We start from the raw sequence: 25,842 nt of genomic DNA on the forward strand, positions 1-25,842 counted from the left end.
GCCCTACATATTATCGTTGATATTTTCCAGATGCATCCGTTGTTCCATTTGTCGCAGAAAATATCCGGTCATCATTGCCGATGCTAACAGTCCAGCAAGGTTATCACGGTCTGTAGTAATTTGCACATTAAAACTCTCACCCGGTAGCATTCCCACTAGTCCTTGGACATTTTGGGAAATGATTTGTTTGATTTCCGGACTTGCTGATTGAGCAACACGAGCAAGGACTTCTGGTGGTTGGTGTTGCAGATATTTCAGTAATTGGTTGGTTTGTTCGTCAATATTGTCGCTTAACATCTGTTGTGGGTTTTCCCCAAAGTTATTGTTCAAAAATTCAGGATTAAACTCCATTGGTAATTTCTAGCTGGGTTGCTTATTCTACTCTAAACCATGATTGTGAGGTTGGCCATTATCCTTTTATAGTTTATTTGCTGTTAAATGGGTGGGGAAAAGGAAGGAAAGTTATATCCTTTTGATTCCCCATGTCTTCTGGGTTCAACTTGCTTCTGGCTGCAGTTCTAATTCTAGTTGTTCGACTGGTTTTTCTGTACTGGTGGAAATTTGGTCATAGGGTTGGGGTAATTTGTCAATTTGAAAATACTGGTGAAATTTTGGTGTAATTTGTAAAGAATAGGAACGGGAATCACTGTTACGCCGTTTGCGAACAAACCCCTGCTCGACCAGTTCTTGAACATGTTGATATGCACCAGAACCGCGTACATTGATTAAATCACTTTGTAAAATGGGATTATGTAAAGCGATCGCAGCTAAAGTTCTCAACGCTCCTAATCCTAATTCAACGGGAATTAGGGTTTGCACTAAATTATGGTAATCCGGACGTAGCTGCAAACTATACCCGTCTGGGGTCTCGACTACTTCAAGGGCACTATCGCGACGTGCATAATCTTCTATTAATTCGATAATACCCTCTTCGGCAGTGGCGCGATCGCATTGGGCATACTCGGCAATTTCAACTAAGGACAAGGGTTTTGCCTTTAAATACAAAATCGCTTCGATTTTTGTTGCTGCTATACTCATTGATAATTCGTTAATGAGTCTTGAGTTCAAGTCGAACAGTTTTCAATTTGGGATTCACCCCATAGTTTAATTCAATGGGTTTGAATTCAGGTTTTCTGATAACTTCGGCAATCGGTCGTCAAACACACATCATTATATGGGTTTACTTCCTTTGTACCACCTGGGAACAATTGGTCAGTATGGGGAATATGGGGATATTGGGAACGGCAATTATTTAAATTTGTTTAATAATTAGGTGGCACGCATTATATCACTACACAATACTGTTGTCAATTGAAGTTCTACTTTTGAGATGCTAGGTGTGCCCGAAAGATGAACTAAATTCTCGGTAGCCCCAATTTAATAATTATCCCGGATTTGGGTTGTGGAACACTATTTGAGACAAGATACCTGAACCAGTAGATTTGCCAATCAATCCAAAATCCCAAATCTCACATCCAAATTGCGGGTAGTGAGGATAAAATCAGCGATCGCTAAATCTTGGGGGGTAGTAACCTTTAAGTTGGTTTCTTCTCCAGGGACAATTTTCACTTGATAACCACAGCGTTCAAATAAAGCCGCATCATCGGTCACTTGCCAACCTTGACGCACCCCTTCATGGTGGCAAGATTTGAGTAGATCGACATCAAAACCCTGGGGAGTTTGGGCAGCCCAAAGGAATTGACGTTCAGGTGTGCTTTGGATAAAGCCATCCCCATCCACAATCTTAATTGTATCTTTAACTGGAATAGCGGCAATCAGTCCTTGACAACTAGCCATCTCAACAGCACAGCGATTAAATAGGGAAGGAGTCGCCAAACACCGCGCACCATCATGGATTAGCACATGTTTAGCATCCGTCGGTAATTTTTGCAAGCCATTATAAACCGACTCTTGACGGGTTTGTCCGCCAACAATCAAATCTATGGGCTTATTTACCTCTAGTTTTTGTAAAATATCCTGAATATCATCATAATCAATTGGTTGGTAGATAACACCGATCCAAGAGATTTTTTCCGCCATCAGAGCAGCCTGTAAAGTCCAACATAGCAGAGGTTGGGAGCGCAAAGTCAATAGTAACTTATTGCGATCGCTACCCATCCTCCGTCCCACACCAGCTGCTGGAATTAGTAAATGCACGAATAATTTCCCTTAACCGAAAATTTTGGTTTCTAAGTCCCGATAGACGAGAACTTAATCGACTCGTGTGGAAATTATAATACCAATTGGAAACAAGAAGGCGACAGATAGAAATATGAAACCTTTTGAGAATTAGAGCTTTCCCATCTAATACAGCAGTCCGAGGGGGATTTGTGAAATCTTAGATGTAGGGTTGTTAAGGTTGACAGTTGACGGTTAACAGTCACTAGTCATTCAGCACGCTATTTTTCACGACTTAAATCGGATTGCGGTATGAGGGGTTCGTATTAGGATTTTCCCGCCTTATAGTAAAGCTTTTTCCAGGCTAAAGCCACTACTTCCCTACTCCCTGAAGTTTTGAGGCATTTCCTGCAAATGCAGTTTTAAAGGCTTGGCTATATGTCCTATGCAATAAACTATAAAATAGGGAGCGAGTTAGCTTAAAAAAAGCGTAAAAAAAATACAATATGCGAGTAGTAGCCCTTGTTCCTGGTGGGATTGGAGAACAAATTCTGTTTTTCCCAACCCTTGAATCCCTCAAGCACCACTATCCCCAAGCACAGATTGATGTTTTTGTGGAACCCCGTGCAAAAGGAGCTTATCGAGTCAATAAATTTGTAGATCAGGTTTTTAACTTTGATTTTCGAGACCGTAATAGTTTGGCTGATTGGGGTAACTTCGTCGGTATGTTGCGCGATCGCGAGTATGATGTCGCTATTTCCTACTGCTCCAATTGGTTTGTAGGGCTATTATTATGGCTAGCTGGTATCCCCAAACGGATTGGTTATAAAGGTAAAGGTAGTTCTTTCCTCACAGATACCATCGAACGAAATACTAACCAATATGCACCCCAGGTCTACCACGATGTCCTCAAACTCATTGGTATTAGTACACCTGCACCTGAATTAAGCCTGAACTTACCCAAGTCAGATATCGATTGGGTGAAAGCTCAGGAAAAACGGCTTGGAATTAGCGATATCGGCTACGTACTTATTTATCCTGGTAGTACTTCGACAACGGAAACAACAAATAATATCTATCCAGTTGCCAACTGGGTGCAAATCATGCGGGAATTCGCCCAAAAGCAGCCAGAAATGAGTATTATTGCCATCCAAGAACCGGAGGATATCCCTTTGGTGCGGGAAATGAAAGAATATTTTCCCCAACTGAAAATAGTCATCACCGATAATGTTGGTCAACTAGCAGCGATGATTGCCAATGCCAACCTCCTGCTTTGTACCGAAAGCGCTATTTTACAGATTGCGATCGCAGTCCAAACCTACACCATTGTCCTCACCAGTGCAGGTAGATCCTCACTAATCATCCCCAGCAGCGAAAAATTCTTGGCCATTGAATCCTCTAGCAATCAAATCGCTGATATCCCTCCCCAAACGGTTTCAGCCAAAATCTGGGGAGGCTAAGTTAATTTTTGGACATAGCAATAAAGCAAATTTATCAGTCTAGGGAAGGCAAAACGCGGTATAGCCATTCATCCCACACTCTCGCTTCGCGGTGAGATGTGGGGCTTCTTTTTGTTTAAGCTAAAAGCGAATAGCTAATACCCTTTTCATGTGAAGTTGCGCATAACAAGTTGTCCGAAGCGAGGAGGAACAACAAAACAATCTCATCATCTTGAATATGAAAGATTCGCTAAGATTGACGCGCTCCACTTCCTTCCCCATAGTGCAATACGCTTGGTGTTAAAGATAACTGTAGGTTGGGTTGAGGCTTTGCGTAGACTGTTGATTTTGTGGAAATTTACCCATAAGTTCACACAGTTTTTGTGATGATCTCGTCCCGATGCTCCGCTTGGGGACGCATTCCACGAGGGCTACTGCCTCAAATCAGGAAGCAGAGCTTCCCTATATGTATCAACAGCCCCAGTATTGGAACAAGTTTGTTGTCACGGTTTGTGCATGAATTTGCGACCCCAAAAAAGGCACAAAGTACACAGCCTAGGCTTTGCCTCTACATTCTTCAACCAACCTACCCAATAATCAGACTTTTAAGTCTAACTGAACTGTATTGCATTTAGGGAAGCTTTTGGGAGCAGGGTTTTCAAGATAGCTCGTTTTGACTATTCCCGCAGATAATCAGCCAATCTTGCTTGTAGTGATGCAAATCCGAAATGGGAAATCGCCTCCTGTCGCAACCATTCACCATGACAACGGGGGTCTTGACCGCGTAAAATTTCCCGACAAGCAGCTGCAACAGCATCTGGGTCTCGATGGGGTACACGCCAACCAACTTTACCATCTTGAAGCGGATCCGCAGAACCATCAGCATCACCGGAAAGAACGGGAATTCCGCAAGCCATCGCTTCTAAATACACAATCCCAAAACCCTCCTGGGAGGGCATAATATAGGCATCAGCCAGTCGATAATGGTTAATTAAATCCTCCGTCGGCACAAAACCCGCAAACACCACGCGATCGCCAACACCTAAATTCTTAGCTAACTGAGCTAAACGGGGTTGGTCATCACCCCTACCAATCACTAAGTATTTGACATCGGCAAACTCTTGGGCAATCTGGGGTAAAGCTCGAATTGTAACATCCACTCCCTTATAAATATCACCTGACCATAATCTCGCCACAGTCATTAACACCCGATGTCCATTTAAACCATACTTAGCCAGCAATTGGGGACATTTAGCCCCTGGAGTAAATTTATCCCCATCAATGGCACAGGGTAACATTTTCACCTTCCCTGGGTCAATTCGATTCGCACTACACATGCGATCGCGACTATAACGAGAAATTGTCCAAATTGCTCTCGCATGGTGCAAAGCCCTGACATAGTTAGCCGATAAAGGTTCCCAGACCTCCTTCCCATAGGTCAATACCGTGTAGGGAATTCCCAAGGGTTGACACAAAGTCTGTACCATCACCGCTAAATTAATATGACCACAGTAAACATGGCGCGGACGACGCTGTAAAAAGCATTTTAACAAGGCTGCAATTAACTTCATTCGCCCAACTTGAGGCGATTTATGCTGAAAATAATGAAACTTAAAATTATCCCTGGCAAAGGGATTTTCCGCGTTGCGACTATCCCGCAACAAAAACACTTCCCCATTCATCCCTCTATCCATTCCCAAATAACCACGAAAAATATCTTGGACGTAGGACTGAATTCCACCTTCACGGGCAAAAATCTCTAAAAAGATAAATACACAATCCAATTGGGACTGTTGATTATCTGGGGAATGATTAGAATTAGATTCTTGAGTAGTTAACATAAATTATATTTTTAGATATAAATGCGGGTATGAAATCGGAAATGGGGAGTAGGGAGTAGTGAGTCGGGAAAAAGCACTCTTATACATTCTGGTGTCAGCAGCACATGTAGGCTACTCCCAAAAATTTTCACAGACTAGGGATTAGAAAGAAGATTGAGGAGTTACTCAAGGCATATAACTTAACTCGTGAGAAATACAGGTGCAGAGAACCAAATAAATCATCCCTCCTATCTTCTGTCTCCCTAAACCCTGGGAATCAAAGCTGTCGGTGCTAATGAACCACATTGCAATCTTTCCAAATCCGCTTGCACCATCATTTCAATCACTTCCGCCAACTTCACCTTTGGTTGCCAACCCAACTTGGCTTTTGCTTTACTGGGGTCAGCCACTAATTGAAAATGCTCATCAGGACGCAAAAACTCTGGATTCACCACAATATACTTTTGCCAATCCAACCCCACACAATCAAAGGCTGTTTCCACCACTTCACGCACACTATGTAATATTCCCGTACCGATTACAAACTCTTCCGGTTGCTCAACTTGCAACATCCGCCACATTGCCTCAACATAATCACCCGCAAACCCCCAATCTCTCTTCGCATCCAAATTACCCATTTCTAAACGGTCTGTAATCCCTAGCTTAATTGAAGCTGCTGCTAGGGATACTTTCCGCGTCATAAACTGAGGGGAACGTAAGGGCGATTCGTGATTATAAAGAATCCCACTACAGGCAAATAAACCATAGCGCTGACGGTGATGTACCATTGTCCAGTGAGCATGTAATTTCGCCGCAGCATAGGGATTTTTCGGACGAAATGTCGTTTCCTCGTTTTGAGGAGAACTAATCACGTCGCCAAACATTTCTGAACTACTAGCCTGATAAAATCTTGTTGCCAATCCCACATTCCGGATTGCCTCTAACATGCGTGTTGCAGTACCCGTAATCAAATCCAGTGTTCCCAGAGGATTATGCCAGGAATCTGGAACAAAGCTTGGTGCAGCAAGGTTATAAATTTCATCGGGACGTAAATTTTCAATTGCTGTCAACAGCGCCATACTACTGGTTAAATCAACCGTATAAATTTCCACCTTATTCACCAGTGAACCCAGTTTCGTCAAGTTTGGTTGCCGACGAGGTGGAACTAATCCTACGACTCGATAGCCCTTTTCTACCAGAAGATGGCTTAAATAATAACCATCTTGACCTGTAATACCAGTAATTAGCGCTGTTTTCACCATTTTTTTCTGTTTCCCTTTTCACACTTGCTGCTAGACAAAGTGACAGAATACACCTCTATCGCAAGGGAGCAAAATCAGTTTCAGTCATCCCAAGTCGCTGATTAACTGTTAGTGAAGTCGGCAGAACACTTAACCACCATAGTTGACTAGATAAGTGCCCTTTGCTACCGACATCAGACCTCCTTGCAGCCAAAATCCTAACAAATGGAAATGGACAAAACTAATGCTGGGTTTACGGGTTTCCTGATTTTTTTTTATACGAATTACATCAGTAATTCTAGTTGTATTAATTACTTTATTTACGTATTATTACGTCGGTAAGGCAATTTTCTTGATAAATTAAGGTGAATTCGACGGATTCAAATAACCCCTCTCCAAAATGGATACAGACTTTGGAAACATTGATTTTTGCTTAAAACCACGGATTTTTCAGCCCCTCTCCGATTACCCTACGGGAACTTGCTACGGAGAGGGGTTGGGGTGAGGTTCATCTAACTCAAGTTAAATTACATGTAAGTAGGTAGGTGCAATTAAACATAAAACCGCAACGTAAGCGATTATTCGGCATAGAGACGACCCGACGGTCGTCTCTACTCCCTGGTCTCAAGGACAATTTTTACCACCCACCTACTTACTGCTTACACCAGTGAAAGTGATTTCTCCTATTCCCTAATCACTCCACTCCCTAACCCCCACCTGTCCGTTTTGGTGTGGTCAAGTACTAGAAAAAATAATTCCCGTCGGAAACTAAGCTTGAAGAATCCCACGGGTACTAATTGATTTCTATTTTTCTTTTTCTCTTCTATTGAGATTGATTTGGAGTTTTTGATTTAGAATATTCTCCCGATGGAGTTTGACCATACTTGACGATGAGTAAACAATTGCGACCGTCCGTATCACGTTCGTAAACAACCCGGTCAGCTAAACGCCGTAGCAAAAACCACCCGTAACCTCCAACTTGTAGTGTACCAGGTTCAGGTTCTGCGATCGCATCTGGGTTAAATGGTTGACCACAGTCCCAAATACGGATTTCCAATCGATCCTTCCACAGCCATAATCCAATTTCAATCGCAGTCTCCGGTGGTAATGCATAATGGGCATGACGCACCGCATTGGTAAAACCTTCTGCAAGGGCAAGGTTTAAACGATAAAGTTGGGTTTCCGACCAACCTAATTTTGACAAATGTTGCAAACAAAAGTCCTCAAACCAATGCTGTACCTGGTTTAGAAGTTTGAGTTCGCTTTTCACCGTCAGATGGTCTTGCTGCAATATGCTAAGCATTGACCTTGACTTATAATCCTAAGTTAATAAGGGGTGTTTGCCGCAAATCAAAGATTTTTAGCTTGGGTTTTTTTCGCTCTAGGATATACCTGAATCTATCCTAACAATTGGAATATACTATTTAGTATAAAAATAGCAGGCAATTCAGGTCAAAAGTTTTTTATTTTCTGCAATATAGTAAAATTACTAGAGCTATGGAAACAAGAACTGATTTGACTTCCTGACTATCATACGTTCAGTCTAGGTAGTGGTATTTGATTTTTCACCCAGTTGGACAGTAGCTACACCCGATTTGACAACTAAATACAAAGAAGTAAAATTATTTCTCAATCACGACTACACGGATTACTTTTTCACTCTATCATGACGATATCAAGTAATCTCATAATCCAAGTTTTTCCTTAACTAGTGCGGAAACCCTGATATTTAACCCAAATAAACCAACTTAACTGATTTGATTTTAAATCAGAATCGGAAACTTACCGATTAAATTCCTCAACTTAAGACTAACGCCTGTAAAAATTTCCCACAAGTATTTTCCTACACCTATGGAGAAATTTACAGGCGTTCCCGCACATTTGCGCTTTTAAAAATTAGAACAATCCTAAAGTAAAGGATTTATCAATCGGGAAAGTAGCACCAATTCCCAACCATAATGTCACCAAGGTACCAATTAAAAATACGGTAGTGGCAACGGGACGACGGAAGGGGTTTTGGAATTTATTCACGTTCTCAATAAAGGGAACGAGAATCAATCCTAATGGTACGGATGCCATCAACAATACTCCCAGGAGTTTGTTGGGAACCGAACGCAAAATTTGGAATACAGGGTACAGATACCACTCGGGAAGAATTTCCAATGGAGTTGCAAAGGGATTTGCTGGTTCACCTGTAACTGCGGGGTCTAGTACCGCTAATGCGACGATACAGGCAAAAGAACCCATAATTACTACAGGGAATACATAAAGCAGGTCATTGGGCCATGCTGGTTCACCATAGTAATTGTGACCCATGCCTTTAGCGAGTTTAGCACGTAAATTAGGGTCGCTCAGGTCTGGTTTTTTGAGTGTTGACATACTTTTTAATGTGTTCTCCTGTTGAAGTTGATAACGCTTTTTGTGAGGTTTTCCTGTATCGGCGACAACATGAACGCCAACTGTATGCTTTGCGATACAATTTTTGTTGAGTATGTTTTCAGTATCTATTATGGGTCTCTAGACACCAGTTTAAAACAAAATCCTCAAAGTTGTAAGCCTGAGTAACAGAAAATTTCCTGATGATTTTGTATCAGTAAACACTGAACCCCTGATTGAGTCTTTCCGTTCAGGTTGGAGTGATAAACACAAATCTCCAACCTCAAAACCCAACATCATAGTCCTTAGAGGGGACCAGAAATACCTTGTTTGCGAATCATCAGGAAGTGCAATAGCATGAAGACCGCAATTAACCAGGGTAAAACAAATGTATGGGCGCTGTAGTAACGGGTTAGGGTTGCTTGACCGACGCTAGCACCACCCCGTAATAAATCAGCGATTAATGTCCCAACTACGGGAATCGCTTCTGGTACACCACTGACGATTTTCACAGCCCAGTAACCAACCTGGTCCCAAGGTAAGGAATAGCCGGTCACACCGAAGGATACTGTAATTACTGCCAAAATCACTCCGCTTACCCAGGTTAATTCGCGGGGTTTCTTGAAACCACCCGTTAAATAGACCCGGAACACGTGGAGAATCATCATCAATACCATCATGCTCGCTGACCAACGGTGGATCGAGCGAATTAACCAACCGAAATTAACTTCGTTCATGATGTATTGAACGGAAGAGTATGCTTCGGTGACGGTTGGTTTATAGTAGAAGGTCATGGCAAATCCAGTCGCAAACTGGATTAGGAAGCAAGTCAGAGTTATTCCACCCAAGCAGTAGAAGATATTTACGTGGGGTGGTACATATTTGCTGGTAACATCGTCAGCGATCGCTTGGATTTCCAAGCGTTCTTCAAACCAGTCGTAAACGTTTGCCATAAAATCTTGAGTTCCGATTGATGAATTGATTTGATTGCGGTTTTTTGAGGTCTCCCAATCAGGTGGTGTTGGGATTTTAGCAAAGCGACGATGACGCTTTGACTTTTTGGCTTGTGCAAGCGCTAAATCTGTTCATAAATTTAACACTTCGCAACAATTATTTATTGTTTATGTATTGCGATCGCTTTGGGCGCAATCGAGATAAACGCACACCAAAGACGATTTTAACGTTTTTTGGGAGGATGCATGATGGATTGAGCATTTTTGCTGCCATCAGACAATGCACCGCTTCTATAAAAAAAGTAACATAGTCGAGGGGGAAATATCATCTTGATCGGGTGGATTCGCCAGAAAAGGAGGGGAAAAACTGTTTGCCTTGGTGGACTACACCCGATGATGAAATAATTATTTTTGCCAGTCTTTTAGCATCCTCGAACCGAGAAAGTGTATCTTAAACAATAGTGTCAGCGTAAAGAAAATTTAACAATTACCCACATCAGTCAAACAGGTTTCGGCAAATGCAACTGATCAAGCTCGAAAAATTAAAATCCTTCCTCCTCCTCGATAAAGCCAGATGGGGTCAGCTTTTTACTTGTTTTTGTCTGGTGGGAATTTCTCTCTGGTTGTGTTTTGTTGCTCCGGCGAATGCAGGTATTAAGGATGACCGTTATGATGGAAATATTTTTGTCGTCTATGCTGGGAATGGTTCCCTAGTTCCGGCGCGGGAAACTCTTGCGAAGGCGCTTGCTGAACATAAGCCTGTATTTCTCACCTTTTACATAGATGACAGCAGTGACTGTAAAGAATATGCCCTTGTAGTTTCCCAGGTTCAGGCATTTTACGGACGAGCGGCAGAAATTATCCCAGTGGATGTAGATGCGATCGCGCCAAAGGATAAATACTCACCGGATGAACCAGGATATTTTTATTCTGGAAAAGTTCCCCAAGTTGTTGTTTTTAACCAAGAAGGACAGGTAGTTTTGAATAAGTCTGGACAAGTTCCCTATGAAGAAATTGATGACCGTTTGCGGGAGGTGTTTGATTTATTACCTCGTTCTGAATCCCAAGAGTTAAAGCGTCGCTCCTTTAATGAGTTTAATAGTGAGCTAACTCAGTAATTCAAATTCTAAATCAATCGCTTGTAGTGAATATCACAAATACTGAATAAAAAATGCTTTTCGTGATATTAGATACTGCAATTTCTGCGATTTAACCGGGATAATATTGACTCAGATTTGAGTCAGTCGGAAGTTAGTAAACAGGGTCAAAAGGGTAAATCAATAGAGTACAATTGCGCTTGCATTTTCCAGTCGCTGTCACTAGTGATGATATATTTTGTACTCCATGTCTGATTTATTCCCGATCCCGGTACTAGCTTTCTTTGTTAAATTTCCATCGCTGCATAAACTTCTTGACCCATAGTGAGTGTTCCGATGTCAAAGGTTTACACTACCCAGGAACTAATTCAAATTCTGGCCGCAGAAAGACAAGCTTGTCTGAAGGGAGAACGTCTGAAATTAGATGTATCAGTTTCGGGAAATCCGATTCTCGATCAATTTATTCAAGCTGAGGGTCTACAAAAGTTTACTGCTTATCAAGATTTTAAGGCAGCCATTCATGATTATCAACGACAACATCAAGTTTCCGGAATTATTTGGAAAGAGGTTATAGTTAAAGGTAAATGTCTTCGCTACCCGGAAGTTGACCCCCAATTAGCTGCACTCAATAGTGATTTATTAATATTATATGCAGCGAAAAATTCGATTGTAGAATTTTGGCGTAGTGTGACTACTGACATGGATTTGTATTTAAGCTTTCACCACGGTAAGCAATTTCAACAAATTCAGCCAGAGGATGTAGAACGGATTTTCATGCGTAGTGAATGGGCTGGTTTGTGTGTATATGCAAACACTCAATTTTTAGAACTAATTTTACAGTTAGGTTGGGGAAAACCGGAAGAAGCTTGCTATCAGCGAGGTTTTCCCGCTTCAGGTAGTGAGTATATTCATGCCGTTAATCCAGGGAAACAACCGATTTGCTGATTTAGTTTTTAAAAACTTTACCGGGGTTTTGGCTTGATACTGAGGAATAATCAAAATCGCTTCATGGGGAATGTTATCAAGATTGGATCAATTATTTTGCTGACGTTTAGATATTAGCATTGATTCTGCTAGTAATTGACCACTTAAGTTCTGAGGTGTGTGTAGTAATGGCTTTAACACTAAAGCGCTACTACGTGCCTTTTCTAATTGCTCAAAATTAATGGGACAGACCACTAGTTTGTCTAGGATATCAATCAGCTTACTGGCATTTTTCCGAAAATTATGAATAAATTATTGAATTTGAATATAGAACAGGGAATCGGTTGCATAAAATGCCACTCTGAACTGTATTCATATTTATCTCTGCATTAGTCGGAAGCTGATTTGTGCCATTGATATTATTAGTTATTCAGAAAACAAGATGATGAAGACATTTATTCCTGGAACCCGTGCTTTACCTAAATCTCCATCAAAATTGTGTTTAAAATGGCTGGAAAGTCACAGTCAAATAATTTCTGTTCCCGATATATTGCCGGAATCCAATTTATTCCTGCAAGTTCTGGAAAATCTCCAAAATGGAATTTTAATTATGAGTATGGAGGGTGAGATTATCTATAGGAATAATTATTTTCAGAGTCTATGTGTAAAATTCAATAGCGATGAAAATAAACTTGTAAAAACTATTTGGCGGTTTTATCAGTCCATTTTGAATACAAATCCCCAAAAATCCAATGTAGCTGGAATCATCGAAGATGAAATCCCCTTAAATCAGGATGAAATTTTTCGCATTCAAGTCCGATTATTAGAACTAGATATTTATCCCATATCGTCTATTTTAATTACGATTGAAAACCGTTCTGAATCAGTTCCCAACTTAGCTGTTACTGAAAGCCAGCAATATCAGTTAACTCTGTGTGAAGCGGAAGTTTGGCATCTTTACCGAACCAATCATAGCTATAAAAATATTGCCTCCCAACTTTATATCACAATTAACACAGTGAAAAAACATATGAAAAATATCCATGCGAAACGTCAAGCATTTATTACTAGTCGTCAGTATTCATGGGAATAGTTTATAATTTAGGTCTAGTTGACTCTATGTTTTTCTCCTGTTACTTAACCTATGCCAAAGCTTGAACTTAGCCAGGAAGTAATCGATAGAATCGTGGAAATGGCCTGGGAAGATAGAACACCCTTTGAGGCGATCGCAGCACAGTTTGGTGTGTCAGAGTCGGAGACAATTGCAATTATGCGACGAGAAATGAAAGCATCGAGTTTTCGGATGTGGCGAAAACGGGTGACAGGGAGAAAAACCAAGCACTTACGCCAAAGGGAATTTGTCTCTGGTCGATTTAAGTCGGATAATCAAAAAACCTAAAATTAGGAAAAAAAGAATAGATTGGGTATGCAGTGCTGAGGGGAAATAATTAAATAATTATAAATATTTCCACCAATCTTGGTTGAATATGCTCTTATTTGTGCCACACCCAGCACTACTCAAACGACGGCAAACTAACGTGAGTTGGGGTTTTTTTGGAGTCGCAGTAGGGTATTATATATTCTTTCCTTTAAGCTATCATTGTTTTGCAACTCAATCGTGATCAGGTTGAAACGGTCAATAGTTAAACCGTTACCTTCGACGATTTTTTGCGATTGATTGCAGTAGTCAACAGCTACTCTGCGAGCGTTTCTAGGTAGGGCATTAAAACTGTTGGCATCATTGCAGAGAATCTTGGGAACATCGCTGCTGCCAACAATTTTTTTGATCTCGTTAAACGCACGTTGTCGTGCGGGTTCTAGCGCTAGTATGGAGCGTGCATATCGATCCACGTCCGCAGAATTAATGGTGGGAGTTTGAGCTTGCGCTTGACCACTAAATAGAAACATCCCAACCAGAAAACTTGCAGTTGTCACAGTTTGGAAACAAGAAATTAGCTCGCGTTTTTTCAACATTTTCTTCCTTTACATGAAAACTATACAGTCGCACTATTTGTATGGGTTATATGGGAAAATTACTACAGTATCTGTGGGTTATTAATTTTGAATTATTTTATGGGGAAGATGTTCCAGAAAAAAAATGACTATCAGTAAAAGTTTAGATTTTGGTTTATGTTTTTAGGCTGATTTTCTTTGACATACTTGGCATAGTTCAATGACTTTCGTCTGCAAAGTAGTTAGTTCTGAAGCTCCTTGCTTGAGACTGACTTCTAGGTCAAGGAGGATTGGTAGCATTGCCAGTAGTTGGCTTTGGGTGAGTGTTTGCACTTCTTTTAGCAAGAAGTAAACACGTTTAGGGTTGCCGATTTCAGCAAATTTCGCAATTTCCTGGGGGCTTTTTTCACCGCTTTCCACCATGACTTTGACTAGTAGCCAAGTCCGAAATTGACCAATTAGGGTGGCAACTATTCGCAAACCTGGTTCTGCCGCTGCAATTAAGTCTGCAACTAAGCTTAAGGCTTGAGCAGTATTCCCACTCCGAATTGCACCCGCTAACTGTAAACTGTTTTGAGTTGTATTTCTCACTAATTTGGCAACGACTTCCAGGTCTTGGGGTTGGTTGCTGTCATTAGCGTATAGGCGTATTTTTTCTAGCTCATTATACAAAAGTCTGGTGTCATTTCCTACTGCTTCACTAATCATTTCCACACTCCGTGGTGTTAATTTTACACCTATTTCCGAGGCGACACGGTTGACTTGTTGGACGATTAGCTCCGTTTTCCAGGGGGGAATCAGGGAAAATTCACGCACTTCGGCGTACTTTTTGATAATTTTAGTGGATTTTAGTCGATCATCAGGTTTATTACTTGTAGTTATAAGTAAAATCGATGCTTCGGGAATTACTGGTAGGGTGCGTTCTAATTCAGCGAGGAGTTTGTCTGAGGATTGCTGACAGATATTACTATTTGTCAGCCAAACTAACCTTCCCCCCGCACCAAAGGGGGGAGTCATGGCTTGATTTAATGCCAGGATAGGCGCTTCGGCTGTATCGTGGTTGAAGACGGTGTAATTGAAACTGATCCACATCGGGTCGAGAATGCGATCGCGTAATTTTTTGACGGCGATTTCCATCCCATAATCGTCTTCACCCCAGTATAGATATATTGACATAGCTTAAAAGATGGAGATTTGAGATTAGATTTGTTCGCGGGTAATCAGAGAATCTGTATTTGCTGTATAATTACTATATGTTAGTGTGGGACTTGCTGACTGTTATTAGTTGACCGTCAACTAAGAGGTTAATATACAACTTAAATGGGCAACAGCAGAGTAGACATTGGTAAGCTGTAGTAAATATTAACCATTATCTCCCCCATCCCTGCAACAGGAATATAATGAAAAAAAGAGTTACGCTGACTTTTCCAAAACGGGCTGTGCAAATGCCTGTTACTTACCGCCTTGCTAAAGATTTTAACGTTGCAGCTAATATTATTCGTGCCCAGGTTGCACCAAACCAAATTGGGAAACTGGTGGTGGAGTTACTGGGAGATATTGACCAAATTGACGCTGCGATTGAATGGATGCGTCAACAGCATATCCACGTTTCCCTCTCTTTAGCAGAAATCGTGATTGACGAAGAAAGTTGTGTTCACTGCGGATTGTGTACGGGTGTGTGTCCGACGGAAGCACTTACCCTCCATCCAGAAACCTTTATGTTAAACTTTGTGCGATCGCGTTGTATTGTCTGTGAACAGTGTATCCCCACCTGTCCTGTTCAAGCCATTTCCACCAATATTTAGGGTCTGCTGTTAGAGACGTAATATATTACGTCTCTACATAATTCATCTGTGGTATTCTTTTTTCAAACTGTTATTACAACTGTTTGACTTCTGCAGCTAATTTGGCGACAACTTCTTTGGCGCTACCGAATAGCATTGTGGTTTTATCTTTGTAAAATAAGTCATTATCCACACCTGCAAATCCCGCACTCATCCCCCGCTTAATGACGATGGTTTGTTTGGCTTTATCTACTTCCAGAATCGGCATTCCATAAATGGGACTGCTTTCATTTGTTCTCGCTGCGGGATTAACCACATCATTTGCACCAATGACTAAAGCTACATCCGTTTGTTCAAACTGGGGATTAATATCCTCCATGTCGTATAGTTGTTCGTAGGGGACATTCGCCTCGGCTAACAACACGTTCATGTGTCCCGGCATTCTTCCTGCGACTGGATGTATGGCATATTTAATCTCCACACCCATCCGTTCCAGTTGATCTGCTAGTTCCCGAACACTATGTTGAGCTTGGGCTACAGCCATACCATAACCGGGTACAATTACCACTGACCGCGCATATCCTAGCATCATTGCTCCTTCTTCCGGATCGATGGTGCGAACGTGTTTGTTACTATTACTACTTCCCGCTTCACCTGTTACTGTACTACCACCACTACCAAAAGCACCAAATAATACATTGACCAATGAGCGATTCATGGCTTTACACATGATTTGGGTGAGGATGATTCCCGATGCTCCCACTAATGCACCGGAAATAATCAGCATGTTGTTCATCACCACAAATCCTGCTGCTGCTGCTGCTAAACCAGAAAAGGAGTTGAGCAAGGAAATCACCACTGGCATATCACCACCACCGATGGGAAGGACAAACATTACTCCCAAAACTAGGGAAATGGCAATAATCGTTGTAAATACGGTGAGGGATGGAGTTACAGCCACCAGGTATAGGCTACCAGCAATAAAACCGATTAACAAGAAAGCATTAAAAACCTGTTGAAAACGGAATTGAATCGGTGTACCAGGAATTAATCCTTGAAGTTTAGCGAATGCGAGCATACTCCCGGTAAAGGTAATTCCACCGATGAATATATCCAACATGATGGATATGTTCGCATCTACGGAAATAGCTTGGGGATTGGCAAGTATTTTGGTAAATTCTGCCACTGCAACCAATGCAGATGCAGCACCACCTAAACCATTCAATAAACCGACCATTTGTGGCATTTGGGTCATTTCCACTTTATATGCTGCAAATGTGCCGATTATCGAACCAATAATTAAACCCAGTAAAATTAATTGAATATTTAAAACATGGGTTTGGAGAAGGGTGGCAATAATTGCTAAAAGCATTCCTACTGCTGCTAAGAAATTGCCATGACGAGCTGTTGCAGGAGAACTTAATTCTTTTAGACCGATAATAAAAAATGAAGCCGCAATTAAGTAGGAAATTTGAATTATTGTGGTGAATAAGTTGTCCATATTTGTGATTAATTAGGGGGTCGGGAGTGGTGAGTTGGGAGTAGTTTTATTTTGGATTATCCTGTAGTTGTTCTGCTACTATGTGGATTTGAAAATGCACTTGTTTGTAGTTGCGCAATTACGAGCTAAATACGAAGATACTGCACATCGATGGTTTTTTCTTGCTGACTTACTGAATACAGTATTAGCTGCCAACACCGTCCGTCGCATTTATTTGTCAAATTGAAATTACCTTCTGGATAGGTGAGAGGATTTTAGATTCAATTAATTTCTCCTGTATCCTGTATTCTGACGACCGTATTCTAAATCTTAATTTGCCTTTTTCTTAAACATTAATAACATCCTATCGGTGACTAAAAAGCCAGCAACGACGTTGATTGTGGCCAGAATAATAGCAATAAATCCGAGGATGACGGCAAAATTAGATTCTCCTTCGGCTGCGGCGATAATCGCTCCTAAAACGGCAATTCCGGAAATGGCATTAGAACCGGACATTAGGGGAGTATGTAGGGTTGGTGGTACTTTATTAATAACTTCAAATCCGGTAAATGAAGCTAGGACAAAGACAAATAGGGCGGCAATTAATGGGTCATTCATGGGGATTTTGGATTTTAGATTTTGGATTAATCTGGGAAATTTCGGTTTTGTTTTAACATTGGACAGTTAACAATATCAACTGGTGTGAATTCGGCAAAAATATCATTTGACAGTTAACAGTCAACAAATTTCCTAATTAGGGTCTGCGGAAAAAGTCTTTTAGTAGGGTAGGGAAGAGGGAGAGACGCGACATGTCGCATCTGTACAGGGAATAGTTTTAAGCTGTTCCCTTTCTCTTTTCAAAAGACCCAAAAAATTACAAATGCAAGGTTTGAAATTTTATATATCCATGTATTTGCAATTTTTTTCAGATCAAATAGCTTCAACACCCTACAAGATAAAAGTCTGACTACTTTTCAGCTAGCCCTAATTACACTTGCTTAACAGTTAATAAATTGCGAATGCGATCGCTGCGAATTTCTCCTGCATGGGTAATACAAATTGCGTTAATAATTTCATCGCCAAAATCCAGGTTTAATTGTTGGTCTTTGATGAGTAATTGTAGGAGGGAAGCAAGATTTTTGGAGTACAGTTGACTAGCGTGAATGGGTGTGGATGCGGGTAAATTGGTGGGAGCAATGATGGTGATTCCATGCTTCACCACATCGCGACCTTTTTCGGTTAAAGCGCAATTTCCTCCGTTTTCAGCAGCTAAATCCACAATTACCGCACCTGGTTTCATCCCCATGACTGTTTGTTCACAAATCATTAGTGGGGCTGGTTTTCCGGGAATTTGAGCAGTGGTAATCACCACATCCGCAGATTTGACATGGGGTGCGATCGCTTGACGAATAGTTTCTTGGGTGGTTTCTCCTACTTGTTTGGCATATCCTCCCCCTGCGTCGGTATTTTCATCAATTTGGATATCGATAAACTTTGCTCCTAAGCTTTGTACCTGTTCCTTAACCACCGGACGCACGTCAAAGGCTTCCACTACCGCTCCTAAACGTCTGGCTGTGGCTATGGCTTGTAATCCAGCAACTCCTGCACCGATGACCAAGACTTTCGCTGGTGGAACGGTTCCCGCAGCCGTTGTTAACATCGGGAAATACTTGGGTAACATGGCCGCAGCTACTAACACCGCTTTATACCCAGCAATTGAAGCTTGGGAAGACAACGCATCCATACTTTGCGATCGCGTAATCCGGGGGATCATCTCCATACTTAACCCGGTAACTCCCCGTTCTGCTAGTTTCAGGGCAATTTCTGGTTTTCCAAGGGGATTCAGAAAACTAATCAATACACTCCCTGATTTGAGTAAATCTAGTTCTGAATTTCCCTCTTCCGTTAAACCCGGTGGATTCACCTTCAAAACGATGTCCGCTTCACCCCAAAGTTGCTCTTTGCTTTTGATAATTTGCGCTCCACTATCTGCATAGGCTGCATCATCAAAGTAGGCTCTTTCCCCTGCACCGGTCTCCACCCAGACCTCTAAACCCTGCTTGACCAAGCGAGACACCGTATCGGGAACAAGTGCTACCCGTCGTTCACCAACTTCAATTTCTTTTGCTATTGCTATCCGCATTCGCTTTTATCCTTATCGTCCAATGAACAAATTTAACTGGTACTTTTCCTGGGTGTTTATACTGAATAAAACTATTTTTTCTTTTCTCCCAATTCGCCCGGAAAATTTCCCGATGGGGATGTAAGTTTTACTAGCATAAAGACAATAAATACCATTCATCCAGGAAAACTAAATAATCTTTACAAACCCGCACCAAATATCCAGAAACTAACCTGAATATTTAACTTCAGTATCCACACTGAAAAGGGTAAAGATAATTAATAATTATCGAGAACAACAGCTATTTTCCGTCAATTAATAACTTCTGTCGAGACATAGAAATATCTGTAAACCCTATCTACGGATGACCTCCAGTCCCAGAAGGTATAATTACTTATATCTGCAATCCCTTGTCTAATTATCTTTCTCCCCCAGATATTTCCATCCCAATCTATCCTTGAGACAAAAAACCTGAATATTTGGCTATCGCGAACACTTTCGATGAAATGTCAATACTGGAAATATACAAAAAGTAGCAAATTTACATCCTATTCCCAAACTATAGCCATTAGCAATTAGATTGACATATCCTCGCCTAAATTCAACCAGATTCAATAACTTTTAACTTTCCCTTGAATACCTTTGCAAATCGCAATAAAAGTTCATTATCAACGAGACTGGAATTGCTGACAAAAATCTAGATTTTGAGGGAGTAGAGACGACCCGTCAGGTCGTCTTTACAGGAAGTAGGGAGAGACGATCGCGTCTGTACGGGAGTAGTCATGTTGTTGCTGCGCTACGCATTTACATGTGGGTACAGGTAGCGTTGTCGTAGACTAACCTTATATGTAGAGAAATAAATCCAAAATCCCCAGATTGTGTCTACTAAAAGCAGACGCGATCGCCATTAAGCATTAAAATATGTAAAGTATATTCATCGTTAAAATTTTTGGTTGTCCCAAGGTTAGATAAAAGTATATGACTGTTCCGGCAGCACGCATTCGCAATTTCTGCATTATTGCTCACATCGACCACGGGAAATCGACCCTCGCTGACCGTTTACTACAGGCAACTGGGACTGTGGAAGCACGGCAAATGAAGGAGCAATTTCTCGATAATATGGATTTGGAACGGGAGCGCGGCATTACCATTAAGCTGCAAGCAGCCCGGATGAATTACACTGCCAAGGATGGACAGGAATACATACTGAATTTAATTGATACTCCTGGGCATGTGGATTTTTCCTATGAAGTATCCCGAAGTTTGGCAGCTTGCGAGGGTGCGTTGCTGGTAGTGGATGCTTCCCAGGGGGTGGAAGCTCAAACCCTAGCCAATGTCTATCTAGCGCTGGAACATGATTTAGAAATAATTCCTGTTTTAAATAAAATCGATTTACCGGGGGCTGAACCAGACCGGGTTGCTGGAGAGATTGAAGAAATTATCGGTTTAGATTGTAGTGGAGCGATTTTGGCATCCGCGAAGGAAGGAATTGGTATTGATGAGATATTAGAAGCCATCGTCCAGCAGATTCCCCCGCCCCAAGATACCATCGATCAACCCACCAGAGCCTTAATTTTTGATAGTTATTACGACAGCTATCGTGGTGTTATAGTTTACTTCCGAGTCATGGATGGTAAACTCAAACGTGGTGATAAAATTTACCTCATGGCTTCCGGTCGGGAATTTATCATCGACGAATTGGGGGTACTTGCACCGACACAGGTTCCCGTGGATGAACTGCGTGCTGGGGAAGTGGGCTATATTTCCGCTTCCATTAAAGCCGTTGCTGATGCGCGGGTGGGGGATACCATCACCCTGGCGAACGCTAAAGCCAGCGAACCCTTACCAGGTTACAAAGAAGCCAATCCGATGGTATTTTGCGGGATGTTCCCCATCGATGCCGATCAATTTGAGGATTTGCGGGAGGCTTTGGAAAAACTCAAACTGAACGACGCAGCCTTACATTTTGAACCGGAAACCTCCAGTGCGATGGGATTTGGTTTTCGCTGCGGGTTCCTAGGACTGTTGCACATGGAAATTGTCCAGGAACGGTTAGAACGGGAATACAATCTTGATTTAATTATTACTGCTCCCTCCGTAGTTTACCGTGTGACAACCAACAAAGGCGAAGTCATATACATAGATAATCCGAGTCATTTACCCTCACCCAACGAACGGGAGAAAATTGAAGAACCCTACGTTCAAGTAGAAATGATTACTCCAGAAACCTACGTAGGTACTTTGATGGAATTAGCGCAAAACCGACGGGGGGTATTTAAAGACATGAAATACCTGACCCAGGGACGCACTACATTGACCTACGAACTACCTTTAGCGGAAGTAGTCACCGACTTTTTTGACCAGATGAAATCGCGATCGCGTGGTTATGCGAGTATGGAGTATCATCTAATTGGTTATCGGGAAAATCCCCTAGTGCGGTTAGATATCTTAATCAATGGTGACCCGGTAGATTCCCTAGCGATGATTGTTCACCGGGATAAAGCCTATAATGTGGGACGGTCAATGGCAGAAAAACTCAAGGAATTGATTCCCAGACACCAATTTAAAGTCCCCATCCAAGCTGCAATTGGGAGTAAAGTAATTGCCAGTGAACATATTCCCGCTTTGCGTAAGGATGTACTCGCAAAATGTTACGGTGGTGATATATCCCGGAAACGTAAACTATTAGAAAAACAGAAAAAAGGTAAACAAAGGATGAAAGCGGTGGGTACGGTTGACGTTCCCCAAGAAGCTTTTATGGCCGTGCTGCGGATCGACAAAAGTTGATGAATTTTTGATTACTCTCGGGTAGGTTTAGGGAAAGTTGCTGGGAGATTTTTTATTCCAGAAAACTTTCCCTGATTGAGGATCAATGTAAACTAACCACGGCTAAAAGCCAGTGGACTTTAACCTAGTACAGGTTGGCTGAAATAAACCAAGTATTAACTTTTTATCTAGTGACCATGCTCTGCGTGGTCGCTTAGTGAGTTGAAGGCTCTGCCTTCATTCACAAGGCAGAAACCTCGCAGATTCTGCTCCCACGCGGAGCATGGGAGCGAGGGGAAAGGTAGGTGTATTTACGCCACGCGGTACTAGTTCAAAATGAGTTAGCACTGTTAGCAAGTAATATAGGATTGAATAGTATGACAATGTGATCCTACTAAAATATTCCCACTACGGCCATGAGCAAGAAAGTTAGCATCACCTTAGATGACGATATTTTAGAGTTTGTAGACCAGCTTGCAAGTAATCGTAGTAGCTTTATTAATGAGATTCTCCGACAAGAGAAAAAAAGGGTTTTGATGAGAGAACTGGAGAATGCTTATAAGGATCAAGCTAATGATCCAGAGTTACAAGCAGAAATTGCTATCTGGGATGTAGCAGTAGGTGATGGTTTAAATGCTTACTAGTTTACAGTAATTTGAATAAATGCGACAGATATCATGTTTACTTTACTTCCACAGGTTGGGGTGTCATATTACTACCTTCAGGAGGAGTAAACCAAAACCGCATATTAAAACCTTCAACAACTATTTCCCCTTCAATGGTTTGAATATATAATTTGCCTTGGTAAATACTTAAAATATTTTGAGGACTGGTTCTGGGTTGGGACAACTCTGAAGTCGGGTTATCTTTTTTGATTTCAACTTTGGTATCAACTGCGGTGGAAGTTGATTCTTCTAAAGAATAATCAGATATATTTGCAGGAGCAAAAGTAATCGATGTAGAACTAGAATTATGGGAGTTATCTGCTGAATGGGATAGGGAATCTTCAATTAGTGTATCTTCATCCAAAGCACCAAGAAGAATATCACTAGCAGAAATATGGTAATTTTCTTCTTTAATTAAAGGTTCAATAAATAAATTATCTACTTGATTTTGGAGCTTCGGACTGAGCCATATAACTTTATCACTAATATGCAGCATTTTTTCATCAATGCTGGTTTTGATAAAGACACTTTCCTGACTGTAGCTCATATCCAGAATTGGTTCCCAGCCATTCGGGGTGGAAATCAAAAAGTTGAGCAGTGTTCCATCACTGGTCTTATGAACTAAATGCGATCGCCAACTTTTCCACATGATTCTAGTCAGGTTATAATTAATTTGATGACCAATGGGAATACTGGTAAATTTATATTGAAGTAAACCTTGTTCATTTTGACCAGTTGGCATCAAGCAGTTTTCTAACATCACTTGATTAATTAGTTCCCAATAAACCGATTCTTCCCGGACTAAAAAAATCTTAAAATGATGCACAAGCTTAGTAACTGCCAATAATGTGCCTTTTTTTGTTAATAACTGCACTGTGTCCGAAAAAGGCTCAATTTTCAGGCTATGATTAAACGCTAATCGTGTTTTTCCCTGAACAAATTTACGGATCAAGCTAATATCATCAATTTTATCCATTATCCCCTCGGTATATTTGGTATCCAGCAAATGGCTAGATTTTGGTAGATTTTGTATTGAGATTTATACCAATTTGCAAACAGAATGCAACAAATGAATTTCGTAGACGTAGCAATGCTACGTCTCTGTTGCAAACATGTTTTGAATCGGTATTAGGAGAGATTCAGTGATTTTTGGTTTTAATGTCAGTAGGATTGCCAAGCACAAATTAGACTAATTTGCAATCAGAGATACTAATTACACATGCAAGTTTTTTGGGCTTTATCCGGAAAATCGGCTCAAAATCGCGAAAAATCTGCCAAATACTGATTTTCCAGATGTTGGGACTGTTGTATCTCTTTTGCAATCTATAGAGCTTGCGGAAAAACTCAGAAAAGAATTTTTGCAAAGTAATCCTTCCGGAAGTCGGAGACAGGAAGATTATCAATCAGATAAATTTCATCGGTATAAAATTTAGGTATAAAAAAAGTGTCCTCAATTTGGACACAGTTTCACTCCACTTGCGACAACCGGGAAAACCAGGGGATGCAGTGGTTCATAAAAATAACCCTTTCACCAAATTTATTTATTAGGTTGAGGAGTCATACGCAAATAAGGTTTAATCTCCTGATATCCTTTCGGGAATTTTTCTTTGAGGACCTCTGGGTCTTTGAGAGAAGGAACGATTACACAGTCGTCACCATCTTTCCAATCCGCAGGAGTTGCAACGCTGTAGTTGTCGGTTAACTGCAAAGAATCAATCACCCGGAGAATTTCATCAAAATTGCGTCCAGTGCTGGGGGGGTAGGTGAGCGATAAACGTAATTTTTTGTTGGGATCAATGATAAACACCGAGCGTACAGTCACAGTTTCGGCTGCATTCGGATGAATCATATCATACAAAGAAGAAACCTTGCGGTCGGGGTCTGCCAAAATTGGATAATTCAGCTTTGTGTTTTGAGTTTCTTCGATATCCCCAATCCAACCATTGTGGGATTCCACGTCATCCACACTCAGAGCGATTACTTTCACATTGCGTTTATCGAACTCTGGTTTTAATTTGGCAACTGTACCCAGTTCGGTGGTGCAAACTGGAGTAAAATCAGCAGGGTGGGAAAACAGAATTACCCAGCTATCCCCAGCCCATTCATAGAAATCGATATCACCGTGGGTCGATGCTTGTTGAAAATTTGGAACTGTATCACCTAGACGGAGAGTCATGTTAGATTCCCTGTACCTAAAAACGCTGTACTTAGTGAATGTACTTATCTCGATCATCCCACAAAATCCACTATTCCGATGGGATAGGGGCAGTTTGCAACAAAATTTAAGGGAGATTTTTGGTGCGATCGCCGTGACTCGGACAGGGGGGTGCGGAAATCGAGCGGTCTAACCATCCGGTGGCTTGTTGTAATCTCGGTAAAGCTTCTTCGGGTTGTTCTTTCAGTAGAAATACTAATGCGGCTGCTGTTTGTTCTTTGGCACGGACTTGACGATTGGATTTGAGGCGATGCCAGTCGTTAGGTTGAATGCTCAAGCGTTCCATCAGAGCTTGGGCTAGTTCTAGGGTGCTAGCTTCTGCCAGGGTTTTACTCGGAGATTCTGGGGTGATTTGTGACATTTTTGTGAAAACTGGGTATGTGGATTAGGAAGTATTTGCGACTACATCAAGTCTGGAATATAAACGGATTGGTGCTAACTCCAATCATAATTTAAGTTTACAACGCCTCCATGAAGCCATCGAATCAACCATCACAACCCTCTTCAGAGAAAAATTTATCCCTGGAATTTGCCAAAGCCTTGCTGGAAGTTGAAGATGCGCTGATGACCCTGAAAGCGCGATTTGAACAAGTAGAACGCGATCGCAATTTACAGGCTGAACTCAAACAACGTGTAGCTGAACTGAAAAATAGCAAGCTACCTGAAATGCGTCTCGAACTCAAGGAAATTCAAGCTAAACTGGAAGTCTTAGAAATTAACCTCGAAAGCCAACTTTTTTCCTGGAACAGCGTCAAAGAGCCTTTCTGGCAAATTGTCCGCTTCGGTGGATTAGGGGTTATCATTGGCTGGATACTCAAATCCTATGCTGGGTAAGGAATTTGAGGTTGAGAAAACCAGAATACAAATCTGTATTCTGTATCCTGTCTCC

At 41.4% G+C, this 25,842-nt stretch carries 26 protein-coding genes; 10 read left to right on the forward strand and 16 right to left on the reverse strand.

Features of this window, described 5'->3' with window-relative positions; all coding sequences use genetic code 11:
- Nucleotides 1-3: 3 nt before the first annotated feature.
- The 3 genes from CDC37_RS18005 to ispD form a co-directional block, all read right to left on the reverse strand.
- Nucleotides 4-351 (reverse strand): DUF760 domain-containing protein, encoded by a 348-nt coding sequence (locus CDC37_RS18005; protein WP_096623774.1) that lies wholly within the window; start codon nucleotides 349-351, stop codon nucleotides 4-6.
- A 144-nt stretch (nucleotides 352-495) separates the two neighbouring features.
- Nucleotides 496-1,038, reverse strand: a complete 543-nt coding sequence (gene scpB, locus CDC37_RS18010) for an SMC-Scp complex subunit ScpB (protein ID WP_096623776.1) — start codon at nucleotides 1,036-1,038, stop codon at nucleotides 496-498.
- A 411-nt stretch (nucleotides 1,039-1,449) separates the two neighbouring features.
- Entirely contained in the window at nucleotides 1,450-2,157 is a 708-nt protein-coding gene (gene ispD, locus CDC37_RS18015; RefSeq protein ID WP_096623778.1) for a 2-C-methyl-D-erythritol 4-phosphate cytidylyltransferase, read from the reverse strand.
- A gap of 467 nt (nucleotides 2,158-2,624) precedes the next feature.
- Between ispD and CDC37_RS18020 the strand changes: the two genes are divergently transcribed.
- On the forward strand, nucleotides 2,625-3,578 hold the full coding sequence (locus CDC37_RS18020) for a glycosyltransferase family 9 protein (protein ID WP_096623780.1): 954 nt from the start codon (nucleotides 2,625-2,627) through the stop codon (nucleotides 3,576-3,578).
- 656 nt (nucleotides 3,579-4,234) lie between these two features.
- Here CDC37_RS18020 and CDC37_RS18025 read toward each other — a convergent pair.
- From CDC37_RS18025 to petB, 5 genes are all read right to left on the reverse strand, one after another.
- The gene (locus tag CDC37_RS18025) at nucleotides 4,235-5,398 is read right to left on the reverse strand and encodes a glycosyltransferase (RefSeq protein ID WP_096623782.1); all 1,164 of its coding nucleotides are present in this window, start codon (nucleotides 5,396-5,398) and stop codon (nucleotides 4,235-4,237) included.
- A gap of 242 nt (nucleotides 5,399-5,640) precedes the next feature.
- Nucleotides 5,641-6,639: a GDP-mannose 4,6-dehydratase gene (locus CDC37_RS18030; protein WP_096623784.1), complete on the reverse strand. Its 999-nt coding sequence runs from the start codon at nucleotides 6,637-6,639 to the stop codon at nucleotides 5,641-5,643.
- A gap of 802 nt (nucleotides 6,640-7,441) precedes the next feature.
- Entirely contained in the window at nucleotides 7,442-7,921 is a 480-nt protein-coding gene (locus CDC37_RS18035) for an ATP-binding protein (RefSeq protein WP_096623786.1), read from the reverse strand.
- Between the two features lie 593 nt (nucleotides 7,922-8,514).
- Complete coding sequence (petD, locus tag CDC37_RS18040; RefSeq protein WP_096623788.1) at nucleotides 8,515-8,997, reverse strand: cytochrome b6-f complex subunit IV; 483 nt, start codon at nucleotides 8,995-8,997, stop codon at nucleotides 8,515-8,517.
- A gap of 302 nt (nucleotides 8,998-9,299) precedes the next feature.
- A complete protein-coding gene (gene petB, locus CDC37_RS18045) occupies nucleotides 9,300-9,947 on the reverse strand; it encodes a cytochrome b6 (RefSeq protein ID WP_096623790.1) in 648 nt (215 codons plus the stop codon).
- 518 nt (nucleotides 9,948-10,465) lie between these two features.
- Between petB and CDC37_RS18050 the strand changes: the two genes are divergently transcribed.
- From CDC37_RS18050 to CDC37_RS18065, 4 genes are all read left to right on the forward strand, one after another.
- Entirely contained in the window at nucleotides 10,466-11,065 is a 600-nt protein-coding gene (locus CDC37_RS18050) for a thylakoid membrane photosystem I accumulation factor (RefSeq protein ID WP_172892797.1), read from the forward strand.
- Between the two features lie 315 nt (nucleotides 11,066-11,380).
- Nucleotides 11,381-11,989 carry a hypothetical protein gene (locus tag CDC37_RS18055; protein ID WP_096623792.1) on the forward strand — a complete coding sequence of 203 codons (609 nt, stop codon included), beginning with the start codon at nucleotides 11,381-11,383 and terminating at the stop codon, nucleotides 11,987-11,989.
- A 421-nt stretch (nucleotides 11,990-12,410) separates the two neighbouring features.
- Nucleotides 12,411-13,061, forward strand: coding sequence for a helix-turn-helix transcriptional regulator (locus CDC37_RS18060; RefSeq protein WP_096623794.1), 651 nt, complete (start codon nucleotides 12,411-12,413; stop codon nucleotides 13,059-13,061).
- A gap of 51 nt (nucleotides 13,062-13,112) precedes the next feature.
- A complete protein-coding gene (locus CDC37_RS18065) occupies nucleotides 13,113-13,367 on the forward strand; it encodes a TIGR03643 family protein (protein ID WP_096623796.1) in 255 nt (84 codons plus the stop codon).
- A gap of 134 nt (nucleotides 13,368-13,501) precedes the next feature.
- Here CDC37_RS18065 and CDC37_RS18070 read toward each other — a convergent pair whose 3' ends face one another.
- Both CDC37_RS18070 and holA read right to left on the reverse strand, forming a co-directional pair.
- Complete coding sequence (locus tag CDC37_RS18070; RefSeq protein ID WP_096623798.1) at nucleotides 13,502-13,942, reverse strand: DUF4168 domain-containing protein; 441 nt, start codon at nucleotides 13,940-13,942, stop codon at nucleotides 13,502-13,504.
- 162 nt (nucleotides 13,943-14,104) lie between these two features.
- A complete protein-coding gene (gene holA, locus CDC37_RS18075; RefSeq protein WP_096623800.1) occupies nucleotides 14,105-15,097 on the reverse strand; it encodes a DNA polymerase III subunit delta in 993 nt (330 codons plus the stop codon).
- A gap of 224 nt (nucleotides 15,098-15,321) precedes the next feature.
- On the opposite strand from holA, the gene CDC37_RS18080 reads away from it, so the two are divergent.
- Nucleotides 15,322-15,726, forward strand: coding sequence for an NIL domain-containing protein (locus CDC37_RS18080; RefSeq protein ID WP_096623802.1), 405 nt, complete (start codon nucleotides 15,322-15,324; stop codon nucleotides 15,724-15,726).
- Nucleotides 15,727-15,799: 73 nt separating this feature from the next.
- On the opposite strand, the gene CDC37_RS18085 is transcribed toward CDC37_RS18080, so the two are convergent.
- Nucleotides 15,800-17,206 carry an NAD(P)(+) transhydrogenase (Re/Si-specific) subunit beta gene (locus CDC37_RS18085; RefSeq protein ID WP_096623804.1) on the reverse strand — a complete coding sequence of 469 codons (1,407 nt, stop codon included), beginning with the start codon at nucleotides 17,204-17,206 and terminating at the stop codon, nucleotides 15,800-15,802.
- Nucleotides 17,207-17,300: 94 nt separating this feature from the next.
- Here CDC37_RS18085 and CDC37_RS25585 point away from each other — a divergent pair, with 94 nt between their 5' ends.
- On the forward strand, nucleotides 17,301-17,432 hold the full coding sequence (locus CDC37_RS25585; protein WP_255408834.1) for a hypothetical protein: 132 nt from the start codon (nucleotides 17,301-17,303) through the stop codon (nucleotides 17,430-17,432).
- A gap of 83 nt (nucleotides 17,433-17,515) precedes the next feature.
- On the opposite strand, the gene CDC37_RS18090 is transcribed toward CDC37_RS25585, so the two are convergent.
- Together CDC37_RS18090 and CDC37_RS18095 are read right to left on the reverse strand one after the other, a co-directional pair.
- On the reverse strand, nucleotides 17,516-17,803 hold the full coding sequence (locus CDC37_RS18090) for an NAD(P) transhydrogenase subunit alpha (protein WP_096623806.1): 288 nt from the start codon (nucleotides 17,801-17,803) through the stop codon (nucleotides 17,516-17,518).
- A gap of 370 nt (nucleotides 17,804-18,173) precedes the next feature.
- Nucleotides 18,174-19,328 carry a Re/Si-specific NAD(P)(+) transhydrogenase subunit alpha gene (locus CDC37_RS18095; RefSeq protein WP_096623808.1) on the reverse strand — a complete coding sequence of 385 codons (1,155 nt, stop codon included), beginning with the start codon at nucleotides 19,326-19,328 and terminating at the stop codon, nucleotides 18,174-18,176.
- Between the two features lie 957 nt (nucleotides 19,329-20,285).
- On the opposite strand from CDC37_RS18095, the gene lepA reads away from it, so the two are divergent.
- On the forward strand, nucleotides 20,286-22,094 hold the full coding sequence (gene lepA, locus CDC37_RS18100; protein WP_096623810.1) for a translation elongation factor 4: 1,809 nt from the start codon (nucleotides 20,286-20,288) through the stop codon (nucleotides 22,092-22,094).
- 395 nt (nucleotides 22,095-22,489) lie between these two features.
- Complete coding sequence (mazE, locus tag CDC37_RS18105) at nucleotides 22,490-22,717, forward strand: type II toxin-antitoxin system MazE family antitoxin (protein ID WP_096623812.1); 228 nt, start codon at nucleotides 22,490-22,492, stop codon at nucleotides 22,715-22,717.
- A 37-nt stretch (nucleotides 22,718-22,754) separates the two neighbouring features.
- Here the strand turns inward: mazE and CDC37_RS18110 are convergent, their stop codons facing one another.
- The 3 genes from CDC37_RS18110 to CDC37_RS18120 form a co-directional block, all read right to left on the reverse strand.
- Nucleotides 22,755-23,714, reverse strand: coding sequence for a hypothetical protein (locus CDC37_RS18110; protein WP_096623814.1), 960 nt, complete (start codon nucleotides 23,712-23,714; stop codon nucleotides 22,755-22,757).
- A gap of 561 nt (nucleotides 23,715-24,275) precedes the next feature.
- Nucleotides 24,276-24,914, reverse strand: a complete 639-nt coding sequence (locus CDC37_RS18115) for a peroxiredoxin (RefSeq protein WP_096623816.1) — start codon at nucleotides 24,912-24,914, stop codon at nucleotides 24,276-24,278.
- A gap of 106 nt (nucleotides 24,915-25,020) precedes the next feature.
- Nucleotides 25,021-25,314, reverse strand: coding sequence for a DUF6439 family protein (locus tag CDC37_RS18120; protein ID WP_096623818.1), 294 nt, complete (start codon nucleotides 25,312-25,314; stop codon nucleotides 25,021-25,023).
- Between the two features lie 110 nt (nucleotides 25,315-25,424).
- Here CDC37_RS18120 and CDC37_RS18125 point away from each other — a divergent pair, with 110 nt between their 5' ends.
- The gene (locus tag CDC37_RS18125) at nucleotides 25,425-25,787 is read left to right on the forward strand and encodes a hypothetical protein (protein WP_096623820.1); all 363 of its coding nucleotides are present in this window, start codon (nucleotides 25,425-25,427) and stop codon (nucleotides 25,785-25,787) included.
- Nucleotides 25,788-25,842: the final 55 nt, after the last annotated feature.

The organism is Calothrix sp. NIES-3974 (assembly GCF_002368395.1).
GTDB lineage: Bacteria > Cyanobacteriota > Cyanobacteriia > Cyanobacteriales > Nostocaceae > NIES-3974.